The following is a 17,041-nucleotide window of genomic DNA, read 5'->3' on the forward strand; positions in this document are numbered from 1 at the left end:
CCGACGCTGTAAGTCAGGCCCTTCGCAAATATGTAACAAGCGCACTCACTGTGCCGATGACGAGGCGTCCTTCTTCGGCTCGCGAATCTTGTACCAGGCCACATACAGCGCCGGCAGAAACAGCAGCGTCAGCAACGTCGCAATCACGATCCCGCCGATCATCGCGTAGGCCATCGGCCCCCAGAACACTTCCCGGGCGATCGGGATCATGCCCATGCTCGCCGCCGCCGCGGTGAGCAGGATCGGCCGGCGCCGGTGCTCGGTCGCTTCCACCACCGCATCCCAGGGCGCGTAGCCTTTTTGCTCGTACTCTTCGATCTGCGTCACGAGGATCACCGAGTTGCGGATGATGATGCCGATCAGCGCCAGAATCCCCAGGATCGCCACGAAGCCCATCGGCGTACCGGTCGGCACCAGCGCCAGCACCACGCCGATCAGCCCGAGCGGCGCGACACTGGCCACCAGGAACAGCTTCTGCACGCTGTGCAACTGGATCATCAGGAAGGTCGCCATCAGGAACAGCATCAGCGGCAAGACCTTGGCAATCGGCCCCTGCGCCTTGCCGCTCTCCTCGACCGTACCGCCAGTGGCGACCTTGTAGCCCACTGGCAGTTTGGCGGCGAAGGCATCGATGGTGGGCTTGAGGACTTTCACCAGATCGGTCGGCTGGATTTCATCGCGCACCGAGGCCTTGATGGTGATGGTCGGCAAACGGTCGCGACGCCACACCAGCGGCTGCTCCAGTTCATATCGCACCGTGGCGAAGGCCAGCAGCGGAATCGACGTGCCGTTGGGCGTGACGATCTGCAGGTTCTGCAGGGTTTCCGGTGTACCGCGTTCGGAATCCACCGCGCGGCCGACCACGTTGATCAGGTAGATATCGTCGTCGACCTGGGTCAGCGGCGAGCCACTGACAATGCTGTTCATCAGGTTGGCCACATCTTCCGATGACAGGCCGAGCTGACGCGCCTTGTCCTGGGCGATGTCGATGCGCAGGACTTTGCCGGGTTCGTTCCAGTCGTAAATGATCTCGCCGATGTGCGGGCTCTTGTCCAGTTCGGTGGCCAGGTCGATGGCGTGCCTGCGCACCTGATCGACGTCCTTGCCGCTGACCCGGTACTGGATCGGACGGCCCACCGGCGGGCCCATTTCCAGGGCTTGCACGTAACTGCCGATGCCGACGAAATCCTTGCGCAGACGATCACGCAGGCGCTGGCTCAAGGCTTCGCGGGCCTTGAAGTCTTTGCTGACGATCACCAGTTGCGCGTAGTACGGGTTCTGCAATTGCTGGTCCAGCGGCAGGTAGAAACGGATTGCGCCCTGGCCGATGTAAGTGCTCCAGCGCACGATGTCCGGGTCGCCCTTGAGCGAGGCTTCGAGCTTGTCGACGGCCTTGCGGGTTTCATCGATCGAGGCGTTTTGCGGCAGGTTCAGATCGACCAGAATTTCCGGACGATCGGACGACGGGAAGAACTGGTTCTGCACAAAGCGCATGCAGAACACTGCCAGTACGAAGCACAACACCGTGATGCCGATTGCCCACCAGCGATTGCGCATGCACCACAGCAGACCGCCATTGAACGCCCGCCCGATGCGTCCGGGTTCGGCTTCATGGGGTTTTACGTTGGTGCTGAGGATGTGCACGCCGATCACCGGTGCGAAGAACACCGCCACCACCCACGACACGATCATTGCCACCGCGATCACCGCGAACAGCGTGTAGGTGTACTCACCGGCGGAGCTGGCGTTGAGACCAATCGGCACGAAACCGGCCACTGTCACCAGCGTACCGGTGAGCATCGGAAACGCTGTGGAGGTGTAGGCGAACGTCGCCGCCTGCTCCTTGCTCTCGCCCATCTCCAGACGCGTCACCATCATCTCCACGGTGATCATCGCATCGTCCACCAGCAACCCGAGGGCGATGATCAATGCACCCAGAGAAATCCGCTGCATGGTGATGCCGCTGTACTCCATGTACACAAACACCATCGCCAGCACCAACGGGATCGAGCACGCCACCACCAGCCCGGCACGCACGCCGAGGCTGATGAAACTCACCACCAGCACGATGACCACCGCTTCGAACAGCGCACTGGTGAAGCCGCCGACCGCCTCTTCCACCACCACGGCCTGATCGGAAACCGTGTGCACGCCAACCCCCACCGGCAGGTCGGCGGTGAGTTCATCGATACGCGCGTGCAGGGCCTTACCGAATGCCTGAACGTTGCCACCCTTCTGCATCGCAATGGCCAGGCCAATGGCCGGCTTGCCGTCGAAGCGGAACTCCGGCGTTGCCGGGTCGACATAACCGCGACTGATCTCGGCGATGTCGGCCAGACGATAGAAGCGGTCATTGAGCTTGAGATTGACCTCGGCCAGATCCTTTTCCGAGGCGAACTGCCCGGAGGTGCGCACCGAAATGCGTTCCGGTCCGGCCTCGATCACACCTGCCGGGGTCACGGCGTTCTGCGATTGCAGGCTCTGCACCACCTGACGCTGGTCGATGCCCAGCGCCGCCAGTTTGCGGGTCGAGAAGTTCAGGTACAGCACTTCGTCCTGCTGGCCGATCATTTCAATCTTGCCCAGCCCCGGCACACCGCGGATCTCGGCGCGGGCCTGTTCCACATAGTCGCGCAACTGGCGCATCGTCAGGCCGTCGGCGGTGAACGCATAGACCGAACCGAAGACGTCACCGAACTCGTCGTTGAATCCCGGCCCCTGAATGCCCTGGGGAAACTGGCCGCGAATGTCGTTGATCTTCTTGCGCACCTGGTACCAGATTTCCGGGATGTCCTTGGCGCTGGTGGTGTCGCGCAGGTACACGTAGACCGTCGATTCGCCGGGGCGCGTGTAGCTTTTCACATAATCGAGTGAATCGAGTTCCTCGAGTTTTTTCTCGATGCGGTCCGTGACCTGCTTGAGCGTTTCCTCCTGGGTCGCACCCGGCCACTTGGTCTGGATCACCATGGTCTTGATGGTGAACGACGGGTCTTCCTCGCGCCCCAGATTGATGTACGAGAACACCCCCATCAGCAGCCCGACGAACATCAGGTACCAGACGAACGACTGATGCTTGAGGGCCCATTCGGAGAGATTGAAAGACCCTTTCATTGACTGTCCTCGTCGAGTTTCACGGCTTGTCCGGGTTTGAGGCTGTTGACGCCGGCGCTGACCACACGCTCGCCGGACTTGACCCCACCGGCCAGCACCACGGTGCTGTCGGTGCGGCTGGTCACGCTGACGTCACGCGGGGCAACGGTTTTGTTTTGCGGGTCGATCACCCAGATCCGGGTTTTGCCGTCGGCCTCCTGCAAGGCTGTCGCGGGCAATTCGATTCGCGGCTTGATCGCCGAACTGAGGGTCACGCTGATCGCCGTACCGAGGCGGAATCCGGGCGGCGTTGAAGCCAGTGTCAAACGCGCGCGGCGGGTACGGGTGGCGCTTTGTGCCTGAGGCTCGATTTCACGGATGACGGCCGTGGTGTTGATGCTCGGATCGAGTTGCCCGGCCACCAGAAACACCACGTCGCTGGGAATCTGGTCGACCAGCGTGTCCGGCAGATCGATCACCGCTTCCTTGATGTCCGGTTGCGCCAGCGTCACCACTTGCTGGCCGGCCGTCACCACTTGCCCGGCTTCGGCGTTCCATGCGGTGACCACGGCTTTATGGTCGGAGCGCAGCTCGGTGTAGCCGAGCTGATCCTTGCTCTGATTCACCGCCGCCCGCGCCTGATCAAGGGACGCCTGGGTGGTCTTCAGATCGGTGGTGGCGATGTCCAGTTGCGCCTGGGCGCCGACGCCGCGATCAAACAGCGCCTGCTGCCGCCGAGCGTTGGCCTGGGCGTTGATCAGTTGTGCTTCGACTTTCGCCAGATCGCCCTGGGCCGAACGCAACTGGTTCTGCTGGTCGGACGGATCGAGGGTGGCGAGCAAGGTGCCCTTCTGCACCTCGGCGCCGACATCGACGTTGCGGCTGGCGATGCGCCCGCCGACGCGAAAACCGGTGTTGCTCTCGTAGCGCGCCTGAATGCTGCCGGCGAAACGGCCGAGGTTTTCCTCGCTCAGCGCTTCGACCTTGATCGACAGCACCGGGCGCACCGGTTCCGGCGGTGGCTCGTTCTTGGAACAGGCACCCAGCAGCAGCCCGATCGACATCACCCACAAAGGCTTCATGGCTGCGCTCCCGATTGCAGATCCTTGTAGGTGTTCTCGGCGATCTCGACTTTCATGCCCGGATGCAGCAGTTGCCCGCCGGCAATGATCACTTTCTCGCCGCCGGTGAGGCCGGCGCTGATAATCACGTGCCCGGTCAGGTAGCGGCCGACGGTGACGTTGTGCAGTTGCGCCTCACCCTTGTCGTCCACCATCCACACCGCAGGTTCGCTGATGTTTTTGGTCAGGGCCGACCACGGCAATTCCACCGCCGATTTGCCGCTGCCCTTGGCGGTGGCGCTGACCACCGAACCGAGCTGCATGCCCTGCGGCAGACTGTCGAGGGTAACTTTGACCTGCACCGTACCGGACTGCGCCGACACCGCCGGGGTGATTTCACGAACAGTGCCAGTGGTCTTGATTTGCGGGTTGTCGAGCAGGCTGACGACAATCGAACGCTCCGCCGGGCGCTCGGCCAGCAGCGATTCGTAAACGTTGAACACCGCGTCGCGGTCGCCGTCCCGGGCCAGGCTGAAAATCGGCGCGGTGGCCTGAACCACTTGGCCGACTTCGGCCTGACGCTCGGTGATGATGCCGGGTGCATCGGCGATCAGCGCGGTGTAACTCAGTTGATCCTTGGCATTGGCCAACTGCGCCTGGGCCGCGCTCAAGGCACTCTGGCTGCTGCGCAATGCGGCTTGTGCGGAATCGTATTCGCTCTGGCTGGTGTAACCCTTGGGCAACAGTTTCTGCTGGCGGACGAATGCGGCGGCGCTCTGCTTGACCCGCGCCTGCTCGGCCAGCACCTGGGCCTGGGCGGAGTCGACGTTGGTCTGCAAGTCCTTGGGATCGAGTTTGGCCAGCACTTGTTTGGCCGAGACGCGGTCACCGACATCGACCATGCGCTGGATGATCTTGCCGCCGACCCGGAACGACAATTCGGTCTGCACCCGCGCCTGAACGTCACCGGTGAGGGTCACGGACGCCGCGAAGTCCGCGGGTTTGACCTCTTGTACAAAGACCCGTGGCAGGTATTCCTGAGGCGGCTTCTTTTCGCTGCAGGCCGCGAGCAAAGCGAGCAGGCTCAGCATCACCGCTGTTTTCAATCCGGGACTCGCCATGCAGACTCCTTCCTGTGTACGAACGTGCAAGTGACGGTACGACTGTGAGCTTAGAACAGGGTTCAACCTTCGTCCGGGCGATATATGCATTTATGTGCAGCAGGTATCCTGACCCGGAATTCGGGGCACCCAAGAAGGATTTTCATGCTCAAGACCCTCGCGGTAGCCAATTACCGCTCGATCAATAAATTGGTAATCCCGCTGGGTCGGCTGAACCTGATCACCGGCCCCAACGGCAGCGGCAAGTCCAATCTTTACCGGGCGCTGCGACTGCTGGCGGAAACCGCTCAGGGCGGCGTGGTCAATGCGCTGGCCCGTGAGGGCGGGCTGGACTCGACGTTCTGGGCCGGGCCGGAAACCATCAGCCGGCGCATGCGCAATGGTGAAGTGCCGATTCAATCGACGGTCCGCCAGGGCGTGAAACGTCTGCGGCTGGGGTTTGCCGGGGAAGATTTCAGTTATTCGATCAGCCTCGGGCTCCCCGACTCCAACGGGCATTTCATGCTGCCTGGAGACCGCGTACCGACCCCTTCGCGCTTCAGCCTTGATCCGCAAATCAAGCGGGAATGCATCTGGGCCGGGCCGCTCTATCGACCTGCCAGCTTGCTGGTGGACCGCGACGGGCCAATGATTCGTACCCGTGATGGTCGCACCTGGGATGTCATGGCCCAGCACACGCCGACATTCGACAGCCTGTTCGATCAGGTCGGCAGCCTGCGCACCTCGCCGGAAGTGTTCCAGATGCGCGAGTTCATCCGCCGCTGGCGCTTCTACGATCACTTTCGCAGCGACGCTGACGCCCCGGTGCGCCAGCCACAACTGGGCACGCGCACGCCGGTGCTGCATCACGACGGCCGGGATCTGGCGGCAGCCTTGCAGACCATCCGCGAAATCGGCGACCCCGAGGCGCTGCAGGCCGCGATCAGCGATGCGTTTCCCGGCGCACGGTTGAACATCGCGCCGCTGGCGGGCGGACGCTTTGCCATCGAGTTTTTTCAGGAAGGGTTGTTGCGACCGCTGTCGGCGGCAGAGTTGTCGGACGGTACGCTGCGTTATCTGCTGCTGGTCGCCGCACTGCTGACGCCACGCCCGCCGTCGCTGATGGTGCTGAACGAACCGGAAACCAGTCTGCATCCGGATCTGTTGCCGGCGCTGGCGAGGTTGATCATTCGCGCATCGCAAGAGTGTCAGGTGTGGGTGGTTTCACACGCACGGCGATTGATTTCGGCGTTGCAGGAAGATGAGGAATGCAATTGCATCGTGCTGGAAAAAACCCTCGGCCAGACCGGGATCGTCGGGCAGAGGGTTCTGGATGAGCCGGCGTGGAACTGGCCGGATTAGCTTGTTGATCGATCGTTCCCACGCATGCGTGGGAACGATCATCGGCTTAGCCCTGCCACTTCCCGCCTTCAACAATCACGCTCTCAGGCTTGGTGTCATCGCTCAGCTCTTTACGCACATATTGGTCATACAGCTTGAGCAGGTATTTCTCTTCCCCTAGCTTGGCCAACTCCGTGTTCACCCAATCGCGCAATTCGATGTTGCCCTTCTTCACCGCCGGTGCAATCGGGGCTTCAGCGCCGAGTTTTTCCTCCAGCACGCGGTAGCCCGGGTTCTGCTTGGCCCAGCTGAACAGCACCAGATTGTCCTGTGCGTAGGCATCACCACGGCCGTTGGCCAGGGCTTGCAGGGACTCGGAGTTTTTCTCGAACTTCAGCAGTTTCCAGTCCGGGTGATTCTTGGTCAGCCAGATATCGGCAGTGGTGCCGGTGGTAACGATGGTGGTGCGGGTCGCCAGGTCATCCAGTTTCTTCACTTCGCTGCCCTGAGCCACCAACGCCTGCACCGCGACTTTCAGGTTCGGGTTGGTGAATTCCACCGCTTCCTTGCGCTCCGGGGTCACGGTCATGTTGGCGAGGATCAGGTCGACCTTGTCGCTCTGCAGGAACGGAATGCGGCTCGCCGGCTCCACGGCCACGAACTCGACCTTGTTTTCATCGCCCAGCAGATCCTTGGCGAATTGACGGCCGATGTCGGTATCGAAGCCAACATAGCGACCGGCTTCATTGACGAAACCGAACGGCGGCTTGTCGGTGAACACGCCGACGATCAGTTTGTCGCGGGCCTTGATCTTGTCCAGATAACCGGCCGGCGCAGTGCTTTCGCTGGCGACTTTCGGCTTGGCCGGTTCTTCGGTCTTGTTGCAGCCGGCCAGCAACGCGAGGCTGATCAGCGGTAATGCAAATAGAGCTTTGGCAGTTTTCATGGCAGTTCCAGTTCCTTGGTTTGAGTCGTTTTAGACGAAGTCGTTGAAGGCAGGGCTTCGACGTAGGAGAACTTCTCCAGGAACTGCTGCGCGCGTGCGGTTTGCGGGTTCGTAAAGAAAAGCTCGGGCGGGTTCTGTTCAAGGATGCGCCCGGCATCCATGAACACGATGCGATCGGCCACCGCGCGGGCGAAGGCCATTTCGTGGGTGACGATCAACAGGGTCATGCCTTCGCGGGCCAGGCCCTGAATCACTTCCAGCACTTCCTTGACCATCTCCGGGTCGAGGGCAGCGGTGACTTCATCGAAGAGCATGACCCGCGGGTTCATGCACAACGAGCGGACGATGGCGATGCGTTGCTGCTGGCCGCCGGAGAGCTGGCGCGGGAAGGCATCACGTTTGTCCAGCAGACCAACGCGTTCGAGCAACGCTTCGGCTTGCTGCCGTGCTTCGCGACGTTCGCGTTTCTGCACCTTGAGCGGGCCGAGCAGCAAGTTATCGAGCACGCTCATGTGCGGAAACAGGTGATAACTCTGGAACACCATGCCGATCTGCTGGCGGATTTCACGCCAGTCGGTGGCCTTGTCCAGCAGCTCTCGGCCGGCGAATTTCAAGTGACCGCTGTGGGCGGTTTCCAGACCGTTCAGGCAACGCAGCAGTGTGCTTTTTCCGCAGCCGCTGGGGCCGAGGATGACGATGACTTCGCCGGATTTCACTTGCAGGTCGATGCCCTTGAGCACCTGCTGTTCGCCGAAGAATTTGTTGAAACCCTGAAACTCGATCAATGCGCTCATGCTTGCGTCCAGCGCCGCTCCAGCACACGCGAAGCGGCCGACAGCGGGTAGCAGATGAAAAAGAAAAACAGGAACAGAGCACCGTAGATCAGCACCGATTCGTAGGTGCGCTCGATGATCTGCTGGCCAACCTTGATCACATCCACCACGCCGATCAGCACCGCCAGCGAACTGGTCTTGATGATCCGCGTGTAGACGTTGATGGTCGGTGGCGTCATGCGTTTCAGCGCCTGGGGCAACAGCACGTAGCCATAGAGCTGCGCCGCGTTCAGACCGATCGACAGCCCCGCTTCACGCTGCCCGCGCGGCAACGAATGCAGCGCACCGCGCGCCACTTCGCCGACCTCGCTGGCGCCCCACAGCGACAGCACCAGCACCGCGCACCAGAAGCTCGGCAGGCTCAGGCCAAAGAAAATCGGCAAGCCAAAAAACAGCAGGTACAACCAGACCAGCACCGGAATCGCCCGGAACAGCTCCAGATAAATTCGCAGCACCGCGTTCAGCCACGTCACGTTGAGCGTGCGCAGCACACCGTAGAGCACGCCGCCGACGGTACTGATGGCGATGCTGAGGAACGAGATCGACAGGGTTTGCCCGGCGCCTTTTGCCAATTGCGGCAACGACACCCAGAGCAGTTCAAGACCCGAACTGGCCATGCTGGAGCCTCCTTTCCAGACGGCTCAACAGCAGCGACAGCGGCAGGAACAACAGCACGCAGATCAGCGTCAGCACGGCGAGCATTTCGTAGGTTTTGTAGTAGAGCGCGATGTAGCTCTTGGTGGTGTAGAGAATCTCCGGCACCGCCACGGCCGAGACCACGGTGGTCTCCTTGAGCAGGAAAATGAAATTGGCGAACAGCGACGGCAGGCTGAGGATCCCCGCTTGCGGCAGGATCACGTAGCGCAGCAACTGACCGTGGGACAAGCCGATGGAACGGCCGGACTCCAGTTGCGCCTGAGGCACCGCATCGACGCCGGCGCGCAGCACTTCGGTGAGGTAGGCGCCGCCGAGAAAAGTCATGGTGATGATTGCGGCAGTGAAACCGGAAACCTTGATCCCCAGTGCCGGCAAGGCGAAGTAGACGAAGAACAACTGGATCAGCAGTGGCGTGTTGCGCGCCAGCTCCACATACAGCCCGACCAGCTTTTGCAGGTAAGGCGTGCGGAACACCAGAATCGTCGCATTGAGCAACGCCACCAGCAGCGAGGTGCCGATGGCGATCAAACCGACCTGCAGCGTCACGCCCACGGCTTTGAGAAACGCCGGCAGGGTGCTGAGGATAAATGCGTAATCGAAGTTCATGAAACATCCTGACGCCGCTCGGTAAGCGACGGTGGTGCAGTCCATGGGCAGCGGATAGCTGTCCGGCAGGCACCGACTTTAAAGGTATAAAAAGAAGAATTTAAATACCGATAAAGCATATTGATATCACACAAAAAACTAATCGACGGGTTTGCCGGGAAGGAGGAGGAAGGCTATTGTCCCCAGCGCTGTAGGACGGATCTTTTTTTCATCAAAGCCCTCCAAGGACGAACAGCTTTTGGCCAGACTCCCTCGGCCGAACCCCATAACAAGGAAGAAAACATGGACGTAAAAGTGCCGCAGCGACTGGATCCGCATGAGATTGTGAAATTGTTGGTGGCGTTGCGCCGGGCGTTGAAGACCGGGATAGCCTGAGCTTAAAAAACCCCTCACCCGCACACACAAAAACGCCGATGACCATCACTGGCCATCGGCGTTTTCATACCTGAAGGGGTTGTGTTGCTGCGTCAGATCAGAACGCCGGCAGTACCGCGCCGTTGTACTTCTTCTCGATGAACGCTTTGACTTCCGGGCTGGTCAGGGCCTTGGCCAGCTTCTGGATCGCGTCGCTGTTCTTGTTGTCCTCACGGGCCACCAGGAAGTTCACGTAAGGCGAATCGGCACCCTCGATCACCAGAGCATCCTTGGTCGGGTTCAACTTGGCTTCCAGCGCGTAGTTGGTGTTGATCATGTCCAGGTCGACTTCTTTCAGAACACGCGGCAGCAGGGCCGACTCCAGTTCCTTGAACTTGAAGTTGTGCGGGTTCTTGGCGATGTCTTTTGGCGTGGCCAGGGCGTTCTTCGGATCTTTCAGTTCGATCAGGCCAGCCTTCTGCAGCAGGATCAGTGCACGACCGCTGTTGCTGCCTTCGTTCGGAATGGCGATGGTGGCGCCGTCCGGCAGCTCGGCCAGGGTCTTGTACTTGCTCGAGTAGCCGCCAAACGGTTCAACGTGCACACCTTGCACGGTCACCAGGTACTTGGCTTTGTCGTCCTTGTATTTACCCTGGTTGAAGCTGTTCAGGTACGGCAGGGTCTGGAAGTAGTTGGCGTCCAGACGCTTCTCGCCAACCTGTACGTTCGGCTGAACGTAGTCGGTGAAGACTTTGATTTCCAGATCCACGCCTTCTTTGGCGAGGGTCGGTTTGATCAGTTCGAGGATCTCGGCGTGCGGAACCGGGGTCGCCGCGACAACCAGTTTCTCGCCGGCCTGCGCCAGGGAAGCCGTCAGAGCAGCCGCCAATGCGGTAAACAACAGAACCTTTTTCATGCAGTGTCCTTATCGAAAATCGGTCGTCATCGACGACGGCATTAATACGTGTGCCAGCGATGTGCTACTGCTGGCGTGAAGCGGACAATACCGGGATTTTTTATTCCCGGACAATAACGTTTATTCAGCTTCATATTCCATTTTGTTCATGTTGAACAAAATGGTTACAACGCCTCGCTCAGGCTCAACAGTAATTTTTTCAATGCCTTACGTTCCTCGGCTGTCCCTTTGGCAGTGATGCTCGCCACCTGACGTTCGATCTGAACCAGCGTCCCAGACACTTCGGGCAGGTTCAGGTGCTCCGGCAGAATTTCCTCGCCAGTGCTCACCAGCAACGCAAAATGAATGACGTTCTCCAGCTCCCGAGTGTTGCCCGGCCAACTGTGTTGCTCCAGCACCTCCTGCGCCGCTTCGCTGATCAACGGCACCGGCAGATCCAGGCGCTGGCTGTAGATGCCGAGGAAGTACTCGGCCAACGACAGAATGTCGCCGACCCGCGCGCGCAACGCCGGCAGTTCCAGATGCCCCTCGCTGAGATAGTGATAAAGCCGCTCGTGGAATTTCCCCGCCGCCACCGCTTGGGCCAGATCGATGCTGGTCGCCGCCACCAGGCGCACATCCACCGGGCTCGGTTGATGGGCACCGACGCGGGTGACTTCGTGGTTTTCCAGCGCGGCGAGCAACTTGATCTGGATCGGCAACGGCAGGTCGCCGATTTCATCCAGGTACAACGTGCCGCCGTTGGCCGAACCGAACCAGCCAGCGCGACTGCTGGCCGAGCCGCTGTAACTGCCGGCGGCGTAGCCGAACAACTCGGCATCGGCATACGTCGGGCTGATCGCTCCGCAGTTGACCGAAACAAATAATCCGCTGCGATCACTGGCGCGGTGGATATGGCGGGCGAGCAATTCCTTGCCGGTGCCGGTCTCGCCGCGAATCAACACCGAAATCGAGCGCGGTGCGAGTTGGGCCATTTCCTCGCGCAGTTGGCGCGAGCGTGGATCGACGAACACCAGCGCTTTGGCGCGAATGCTCAGGGGACTTTTTTCCGCATCGGGAAAGGTCAGCAACGGCTGACCGAAGGTTTCGAAACTCATGGCAGACTCCCGCCCCAAATCGCCGGGAGACGGGGGCGCTGAAAAAATAAAAATGGTCAGGCACGACGCCGGGCGTGGTGTTCCATGCGGTTTTGCAGGCGATACAGATAAGCGAATCCCTGCTCCCAGCGTTGATGCCCGGACTTCACGTTGATATGGCCGGCGCCCGCGAGAATTCCCGCCTCGGCACCCCAGTTGCGTGCCAGCTCCAAGGCACGCGGCGCGCTGACGGCGGCGTCGTTGTCGGAGCTGACGACCTGGCTCGGGAAAGGCAGCAGGTCGGTTGGAATCGGTGCGAAATTGCGCAGTGCCGGCACGCAGGCCGGACGTTCTACATCCGCCGGCGCGACCAGCAGCGCACCGCGCACCTGACGCAAATGCTGCAACGGCGCGGTGGCCGCCCAGTGCGCCACGGTGATGCAACCCAGGCTGTGGGCGATCAGGATCACCGGCGTGCTGTCGGCGGCAATCGCCTCGGCCAGCGCCGCGACCCAGTCTTCACGACGCGGCGTCAGCCAGTCGGCCTGCTCCACCCGCGCGCTGTTCGGCAGGCTGTTCTGCCAATGGCTTTGCCAATGATCTTCTGGCGATCCTTGCCAGCCCGGCACAATCAGATAGCGGATTGATTCGTTGCGCATGGGGGAGCTCTCCTGCGTCGTGTCTGTTCCTGAAGGAGTATAGGGACGGGATTTATATTCGTTAAGGAATAAGAAGCTATTTATTAAGACCTGAAAAGAATATAAATCCTCAGGCAAAAAAAGGGGCCGCACCCTGCCAAGGAGACGGCCCCGGAAAAACGTGAAACCCTTATCGTGCAGTGATCACCGACAGTTTGGTGATGCCTGCCCGCTCAATCGAAGCCATGGCTCGCGCCACTTCGCCGTAATTCACCCCGTCGTCAGCCTGCAATTGCACGCGCACTTCCGGGTCCTTGGCCTTGGCCGACTTGAGGTTGAACTCCAGCAGGTCCGGCTGGATTTCGTCCTTGTTGATAAACAGTTTTCCAGCACCGTCGATACTCACCACCAACGGGTCTTTCTGCTCGACCGGCGCCACCGCTTCGGTCTTCGGCAGGTTGATCGGTATCGCGTTGGTCAGCAGCGGCGCGGTGACGATGAACACCACCAGCAGCACCAGCATCACATCCACCAGCGGCGTCACGTTGATCTCGCTCAGCACCTCGTCGCTGTCTTGCGTGGAGAAGGCCATATCAGGACGCCTCCTTCACTTTTGTTGCGTTGCCCTGGGCCGCAGCCTTGTGCGCGGTCGGGTGGATCAGCACGCGGAACGAACTCTTTTGCGCCAGGCTGTAGAAGTCGTGGGCAAAGTCGTCCAGGTCCGCCGCCGTCAGTTTCAGACGACGCAAAAAGTAGTTGTAAACCAGCACCGCCGGCACCGCGACCGCGATCCCCACCCCGGTGGCGACCAGCGCTGCACCGATGGGACCTGCGACCGTTTCCAGACTCGCCGAGCCTGCCGCGCTGATGCCTTTCAACGCTTCCATGATTCCCCACACCGTGCCGAACAGGCCAATGAACGGCGAGGTGCTGCCAATACTCGCAACCACCGCCAGACCGGTTTCCAGCGAACGACGCTCGCGGACGATCTGCTGACGCAAGGCACGTTCGAGGCGATCCTGATGGTTGATCGCCTGGCTCAGGTCATTGGCCTGCGGCGCCTCGCCCACTTGAATCGCCGCATAACCGGCCTGTGCCACCCGCGCTGCCGCGCCGGGCTGGGTTTCGCTCAACTCGGCGGCGGAGTCCAGACTCGACGCCGCCCAGAAGCGCTTGTGAAATTTGCGATCCTGCGCCTTCAACCGGCCGAACTGCACAGCCTTGAGCAATGCCAGGCCCCAGGTGGCGACAGAGAAGACCACCAGCAGCCAGATCACCGCGCTTTCGATGGATTCCAGTGGAGATGCCAGTAACGTCATGATGTGTTCCCTCGTGTAAACGTTTAGCGCGAAATTGGTTTCGGTTTAATGAATCTTGAAATCGATGGGCACGCTGACCCAGCCGTCCTGGGCGACATCACCCTGCTTGGCCGGCACGAAGCTCCAGCGCTTCACGGCGTCCAGCGCCGCGTCGTCGAGCTGTTGCCGGCCACTGCTTTTCTGAATCTGGATCTCGCCCGGTTTGCCGCTGGCCAGTACGTGTACCCGGAGCAACACTGTGCCTTCCCAACCGCGACGCTGGGCCAGCGACGGATATTCCGGCGCCGGGTTCTTCAGGTACGCGGCGTTGGCCGAGGCCGGGGTCACCGGAGCAGGCGCCGGTGGTGCAGGTGGCGCTGGTGCAGCGACCGGGGCCGCCGGTTGTGGCGGAGCCGGGGGTTGCTCGACGGCTTTGGGGGCCGGTTTCGGTACGGGTTTGGCGACCGGTTTCGGCTTGGGAATCGGCTTCGGTTTTGGTGGTGGCTTGGTTGCCAGTTCGTCTTCCACCGGTGGCGGTGGCTCGACCACAGGTGCCGGTGGCGGCGGTACAACCACAGGTGGTGCCGGTGGTGCCGGGCGCGAAAACTCGATGGTCATCGGTGGAATTTCCGGCGGCACGATCGGCAGCGCCGGTGTCGGATGCTGATTGATCCAGTAGATCACCGCGCCATGCACCACCAGCGCCAGAACGCCGAGCAGAATCGTTTCGCGGCGGCTCAGAATGCCCTTGGGCGCGCGCTGCAAACGCAGTTGCCCCAACGGCACACGATGGGGCCGGCCGAGATCGACCAACTCGCCGCTCGGCGCCTGGCGCCACAGCACCTCCTGTGCACTGGCGGCGGTCTGGACATTGCCCATTGATTTACTCCCTGCGGTCTCTTTGCGTTTTTTCGCGTAGCCGATGCGCCGCTTGTTGAATCCCCCACGGCGTGATCGATGGGTCAATCATTGGGCTAGAGGCTTATCTCCGAAAGTAATCTTTCATGTTATGGATAGATGTTTATGGAATATAAAAAACGGTCATTTCCGCCAAAGCCACGGCCCGCAAGGCTTCCAGCGATTCGCCAGAATCGACATGCTTTCCCGGCATAAAAAGTATTCATCCAAGGCATCGGGTTTTCGACGCCCCGGCATTCAGTGACAACTAATACCAAGGTGATAGTTGACGAACTTTTCAAGAGGCAAATAAAAAGGCCGATGCATGTTTAATGCATCGGCCTTCGACTTACAGAATTTCTTATTGCTTCACAAACTCCCCGGCCAGACCGACTACATCACCGTCAAAGTTGGTGCGCGAACCCACCGCACGAACTTTCGAGTAGTTGTGATCCGGCGAGAACAGGGTCCAGGACTGATAGCCAGTGCCGTCATTCAGAGCCGCGAAAGTAATGATCGTAGGCTGCCCGGTGCTGTTCTGGAAGTGGTAGTGACCGTACGCGATGTCGTAGTTCACGCCGTTCTGGCTGAATTTTCCGCTGAAGGTGCCGTTGGAGTCGTTGCCATCGGTAATCGTCAGTTTGGCGCCAGTGTTAGCGTTTACATAGTTGCCATTAATGCTCGACATAACGAGATTTCCTTTATCGTTGGATAAGTGTCTTCCGATGAGAGCAAGTTTCCTCCTGGAAACTCACGACACTCAGGATGGTTGGACATTTACTTATTGTCCACGCGACTTTTCAACGATATTGCTATATGCACTATTCATGTCGCTCATAACTTATTTCGAATCTGAAGAGTGTTAATAGCATTTAAACTAACGGCTGGCGTTGGTCTGTTGCACACCGACTACCGGCGCAATCACTGCCGTCTCCGAACGCGGCGTTCCGGCCGGTACCCAGTCATAACTCACAGGCAGTGCTCGATACACCCAGTTGCTGATCGCATCGCTGCCTGGCGCCTTGCCCAGATATGGGCTGACGTATTCCCAGACGTTTTCACCGCTGGCCGTTACCTGGAAAAACCGCCCGTTCATGCCCTCGTCGATCAACGTGTTGCCGTTGGGCAAACGCCGCGCGCTGCTGATGAACGAGCTGTAGAACGCCCACCCCGGCTGCTTCGAATCGGCCGCGCTGTACTGCCAGACGATTTCATTTTTCACCGGGTCGATTTCCAGCACCCGCGAGCCGGAAATCAGCCCCAGCGTGACGTTGGGATAACCCGCCGAACCCTGGTTGTCGAACACCAGCAGATTGCCGGCGCCAGGCAGCCCGGCCGGGATGATGTGCGCATCATGCTGACCGACGAACTGGTCCACCGGGCGCGGTATTTTCTGCGCGGTTTTCGGGTTGGCCAGCGGCAGGTTCGGCCCCAGGCGCCAGACCACTTTGCCGCTGTGTTTGTCGATGATGGCGATGAAATTGGCGTTGCGTGAGTCGAGCAGCAGATTGTCCGGATTGAAGCGCTTGTCGCCGGCGTCAAACCATTTGTTCGGCCCGACCAGGCTGAGGTTGTTGATGTGCAGGTAATCCGGATTTTCACTGGCACGCACCAGCTTCAATTGCTCGGCAGTGAAACCGAATTCGTTCAAGTGATCCGACGCCAGCCACTGCCATTTCACCTCGCCTGCGGGGCTGACTTCATAGATCGCATCGTCGATCACCTCGGGCACTTTGAAGCCTTTGACCTTGTGCACCTTGTTCGCCAGCACCACGGTGTTGCCGTTGCTCAGGCGACGCTGGTCGTGATGCTGTTGCGCGGCGCCACCGGGTGCCTTGTCGCCCCACTGCCAGACGACTTTGCCGTTCCAGTCCAGCTCGCCGACACTCTGATTGCCCAGGCCGTTACCGGCGGAACCGAGCTTGCCCGGATCCTTTTCGCTCAGTTGCAGCAGGACGTGACCGCGCTCACCACCGACCAGTTTCGGGTCGATGATCGCTGACGGGAAACCGGCCTGAGGCCAGCTCTTCACTTCGTTGCCGTTCATGTCGATCAGGTGCGTCTGCTTGTCGGCACCGCTGAAGATCACATATTGGTTGAAGGCCTTGGCCGGGTCGTATCGGGTGACGCCTGTGGGATAGACGCTGGGCGCGGCGAGCGCTCCGGCACTGAGCACTGCGCCGGACAACAACACCGGTAAAGCGGTTTTGATGCGCAACATGATGCAG

Annotated in this window: 16 protein-coding genes; 1 reads left to right on the plus strand and 15 read right to left on the minus strand. The window is 60.3% G+C overall.

Annotation, left to right across the window (positions count from 1 at the left end):
• Nucleotides 1-45 precede the first annotated feature (45 nt).
• Genes AC1RMX_RS09015 through AC1RMX_RS09025 form a run of 3 tightly spaced genes read right to left on the minus strand, consistent with a single transcriptional unit; the run spans nt 46 to nt 5,272 of the window.
• Nucleotides 46-3,111 carry an efflux RND transporter permease subunit gene (locus AC1RMX_RS09015; RefSeq protein ID WP_493071517.1) on the minus strand — a complete coding sequence of 1,022 codons (3,066 nt, stop codon included), beginning with the start codon at nt 3,109-3,111 and terminating at the stop codon, nt 46-48.
• On the minus strand, nt 3,108-4,172 hold the full coding sequence (locus AC1RMX_RS09020) for an efflux RND transporter periplasmic adaptor subunit (RefSeq protein WP_096821882.1): 1,065 nt from the start codon (nt 4,170-4,172) through the stop codon (nt 3,108-3,110). The genes AC1RMX_RS09015 and AC1RMX_RS09020 overlap by 4 nt, the downstream gene beginning before the upstream one ends.
• Nucleotides 4,169-5,272 carry an efflux RND transporter periplasmic adaptor subunit gene (locus AC1RMX_RS09025; RefSeq protein ID WP_192559479.1) on the minus strand — a complete coding sequence of 368 codons (1,104 nt, stop codon included), beginning with the start codon at nt 5,270-5,272 and terminating at the stop codon, nt 4,169-4,171. Before AC1RMX_RS09025 ends, AC1RMX_RS09020 begins: the two co-directional genes overlap by 4 nt.
• Before the next feature lie 144 nt (nt 5,273-5,416).
• Between AC1RMX_RS09025 and AC1RMX_RS09030 the strand changes: the two genes are divergently transcribed.
• Nucleotides 5,417-6,613 carry an AAA family ATPase gene (locus AC1RMX_RS09030; RefSeq protein ID WP_096821880.1) on the plus strand — a complete coding sequence of 399 codons (1,197 nt, stop codon included), beginning with the start codon at nt 5,417-5,419 and terminating at the stop codon, nt 6,611-6,613.
• Nucleotides 6,614-6,659: 46 nt separating this feature from the next.
• Here AC1RMX_RS09030 and AC1RMX_RS09035 read toward each other — a convergent pair whose 3' ends face one another.
• The 12 genes from AC1RMX_RS09035 to AC1RMX_RS09090 all read right to left on the minus strand — a co-directional run bounded on the left by AC1RMX_RS09035 (nt 6,660) and on the right by AC1RMX_RS09090 (nt 17,034).
• Complete coding sequence (locus tag AC1RMX_RS09035; RefSeq protein ID WP_493071519.1) at nt 6,660-7,538, minus strand: transporter substrate-binding domain-containing protein; 879 nt, start codon at nt 7,536-7,538, stop codon at nt 6,660-6,662.
• Nucleotides 7,535-8,332: an amino acid ABC transporter ATP-binding protein gene (locus AC1RMX_RS09040; RefSeq protein ID WP_493071521.1), complete on the minus strand. Its 798-nt coding sequence runs from the start codon at nt 8,330-8,332 to the stop codon at nt 7,535-7,537. The genes AC1RMX_RS09035 and AC1RMX_RS09040 overlap by 4 nt, the downstream gene beginning before the upstream one ends.
• The gene (locus AC1RMX_RS09045; protein WP_096821877.1) at nt 8,329-8,988 is read right to left on the minus strand and encodes an amino acid ABC transporter permease; all 660 of its coding nucleotides are present in this window, start codon (nt 8,986-8,988) and stop codon (nt 8,329-8,331) included. Before AC1RMX_RS09045 ends, AC1RMX_RS09040 begins: the two co-directional genes overlap by 4 nt.
• Nucleotides 8,969-9,634, minus strand: coding sequence for an amino acid ABC transporter permease (locus AC1RMX_RS09050; protein WP_096821876.1), 666 nt, complete (start codon nt 9,632-9,634; stop codon nt 8,969-8,971). Before AC1RMX_RS09050 ends, AC1RMX_RS09045 begins: the two co-directional genes overlap by 20 nt.
• A 472-nt stretch (nt 9,635-10,106) precedes the next feature.
• Nucleotides 10,107-10,904, minus strand: a complete 798-nt coding sequence (locus AC1RMX_RS09055) for a MetQ/NlpA family ABC transporter substrate-binding protein (RefSeq protein WP_096821875.1) — start codon at nt 10,902-10,904, stop codon at nt 10,107-10,109.
• Nucleotides 10,905-11,068: 164 nt separating this feature from the next.
• Complete coding sequence (locus AC1RMX_RS09060) at nt 11,069-12,001, minus strand: sigma 54-interacting transcriptional regulator (RefSeq protein ID WP_493071524.1); 933 nt, start codon at nt 11,999-12,001, stop codon at nt 11,069-11,071.
• 56 nt (nt 12,002-12,057) lie between these two features.
• Nucleotides 12,058-12,639: an alpha/beta hydrolase gene (locus AC1RMX_RS09065; protein ID WP_085712674.1), complete on the minus strand. Its 582-nt coding sequence runs from the start codon at nt 12,637-12,639 to the stop codon at nt 12,058-12,060.
• 169 nt (nt 12,640-12,808) lie between these two features.
• Nucleotides 12,809-13,210, minus strand: a complete 402-nt coding sequence (locus AC1RMX_RS09070) for an ExbD/TolR family protein (RefSeq protein ID WP_003220570.1) — start codon at nt 13,208-13,210, stop codon at nt 12,809-12,811.
• Nucleotide 13,211: 1 nt separating this feature from the next.
• On the minus strand, nt 13,212-13,937 hold the full coding sequence (locus AC1RMX_RS09075; protein WP_011331927.1) for a MotA/TolQ/ExbB proton channel family protein: 726 nt from the start codon (nt 13,935-13,937) through the stop codon (nt 13,212-13,214).
• 45 nt (nt 13,938-13,982) lie between these two features.
• Nucleotides 13,983-14,795, minus strand: coding sequence for an energy transducer TonB (locus AC1RMX_RS09080; protein WP_041475106.1), 813 nt, complete (start codon nt 14,793-14,795; stop codon nt 13,983-13,985).
• A gap of 379 nt (nt 14,796-15,174) precedes the next feature.
• On the minus strand, nt 15,175-15,501 hold the full coding sequence (locus AC1RMX_RS09085) for a hypothetical protein (RefSeq protein WP_493071528.1): 327 nt from the start codon (nt 15,499-15,501) through the stop codon (nt 15,175-15,177).
• 189 nt (nt 15,502-15,690) lie between these two features.
• Nucleotides 15,691-17,034, minus strand: coding sequence for an aryl-sulfate sulfotransferase (locus tag AC1RMX_RS09090; protein WP_493071530.1), 1,344 nt, complete (start codon nt 17,032-17,034; stop codon nt 15,691-15,693).
• Between the last annotated feature and the right edge of the window lie 7 nt (nt 17,035-17,041).

The sequence above is a fragment of the Pseudomonas sp. GW822-FHT03F04 genome (assembly GCF_058801405.1).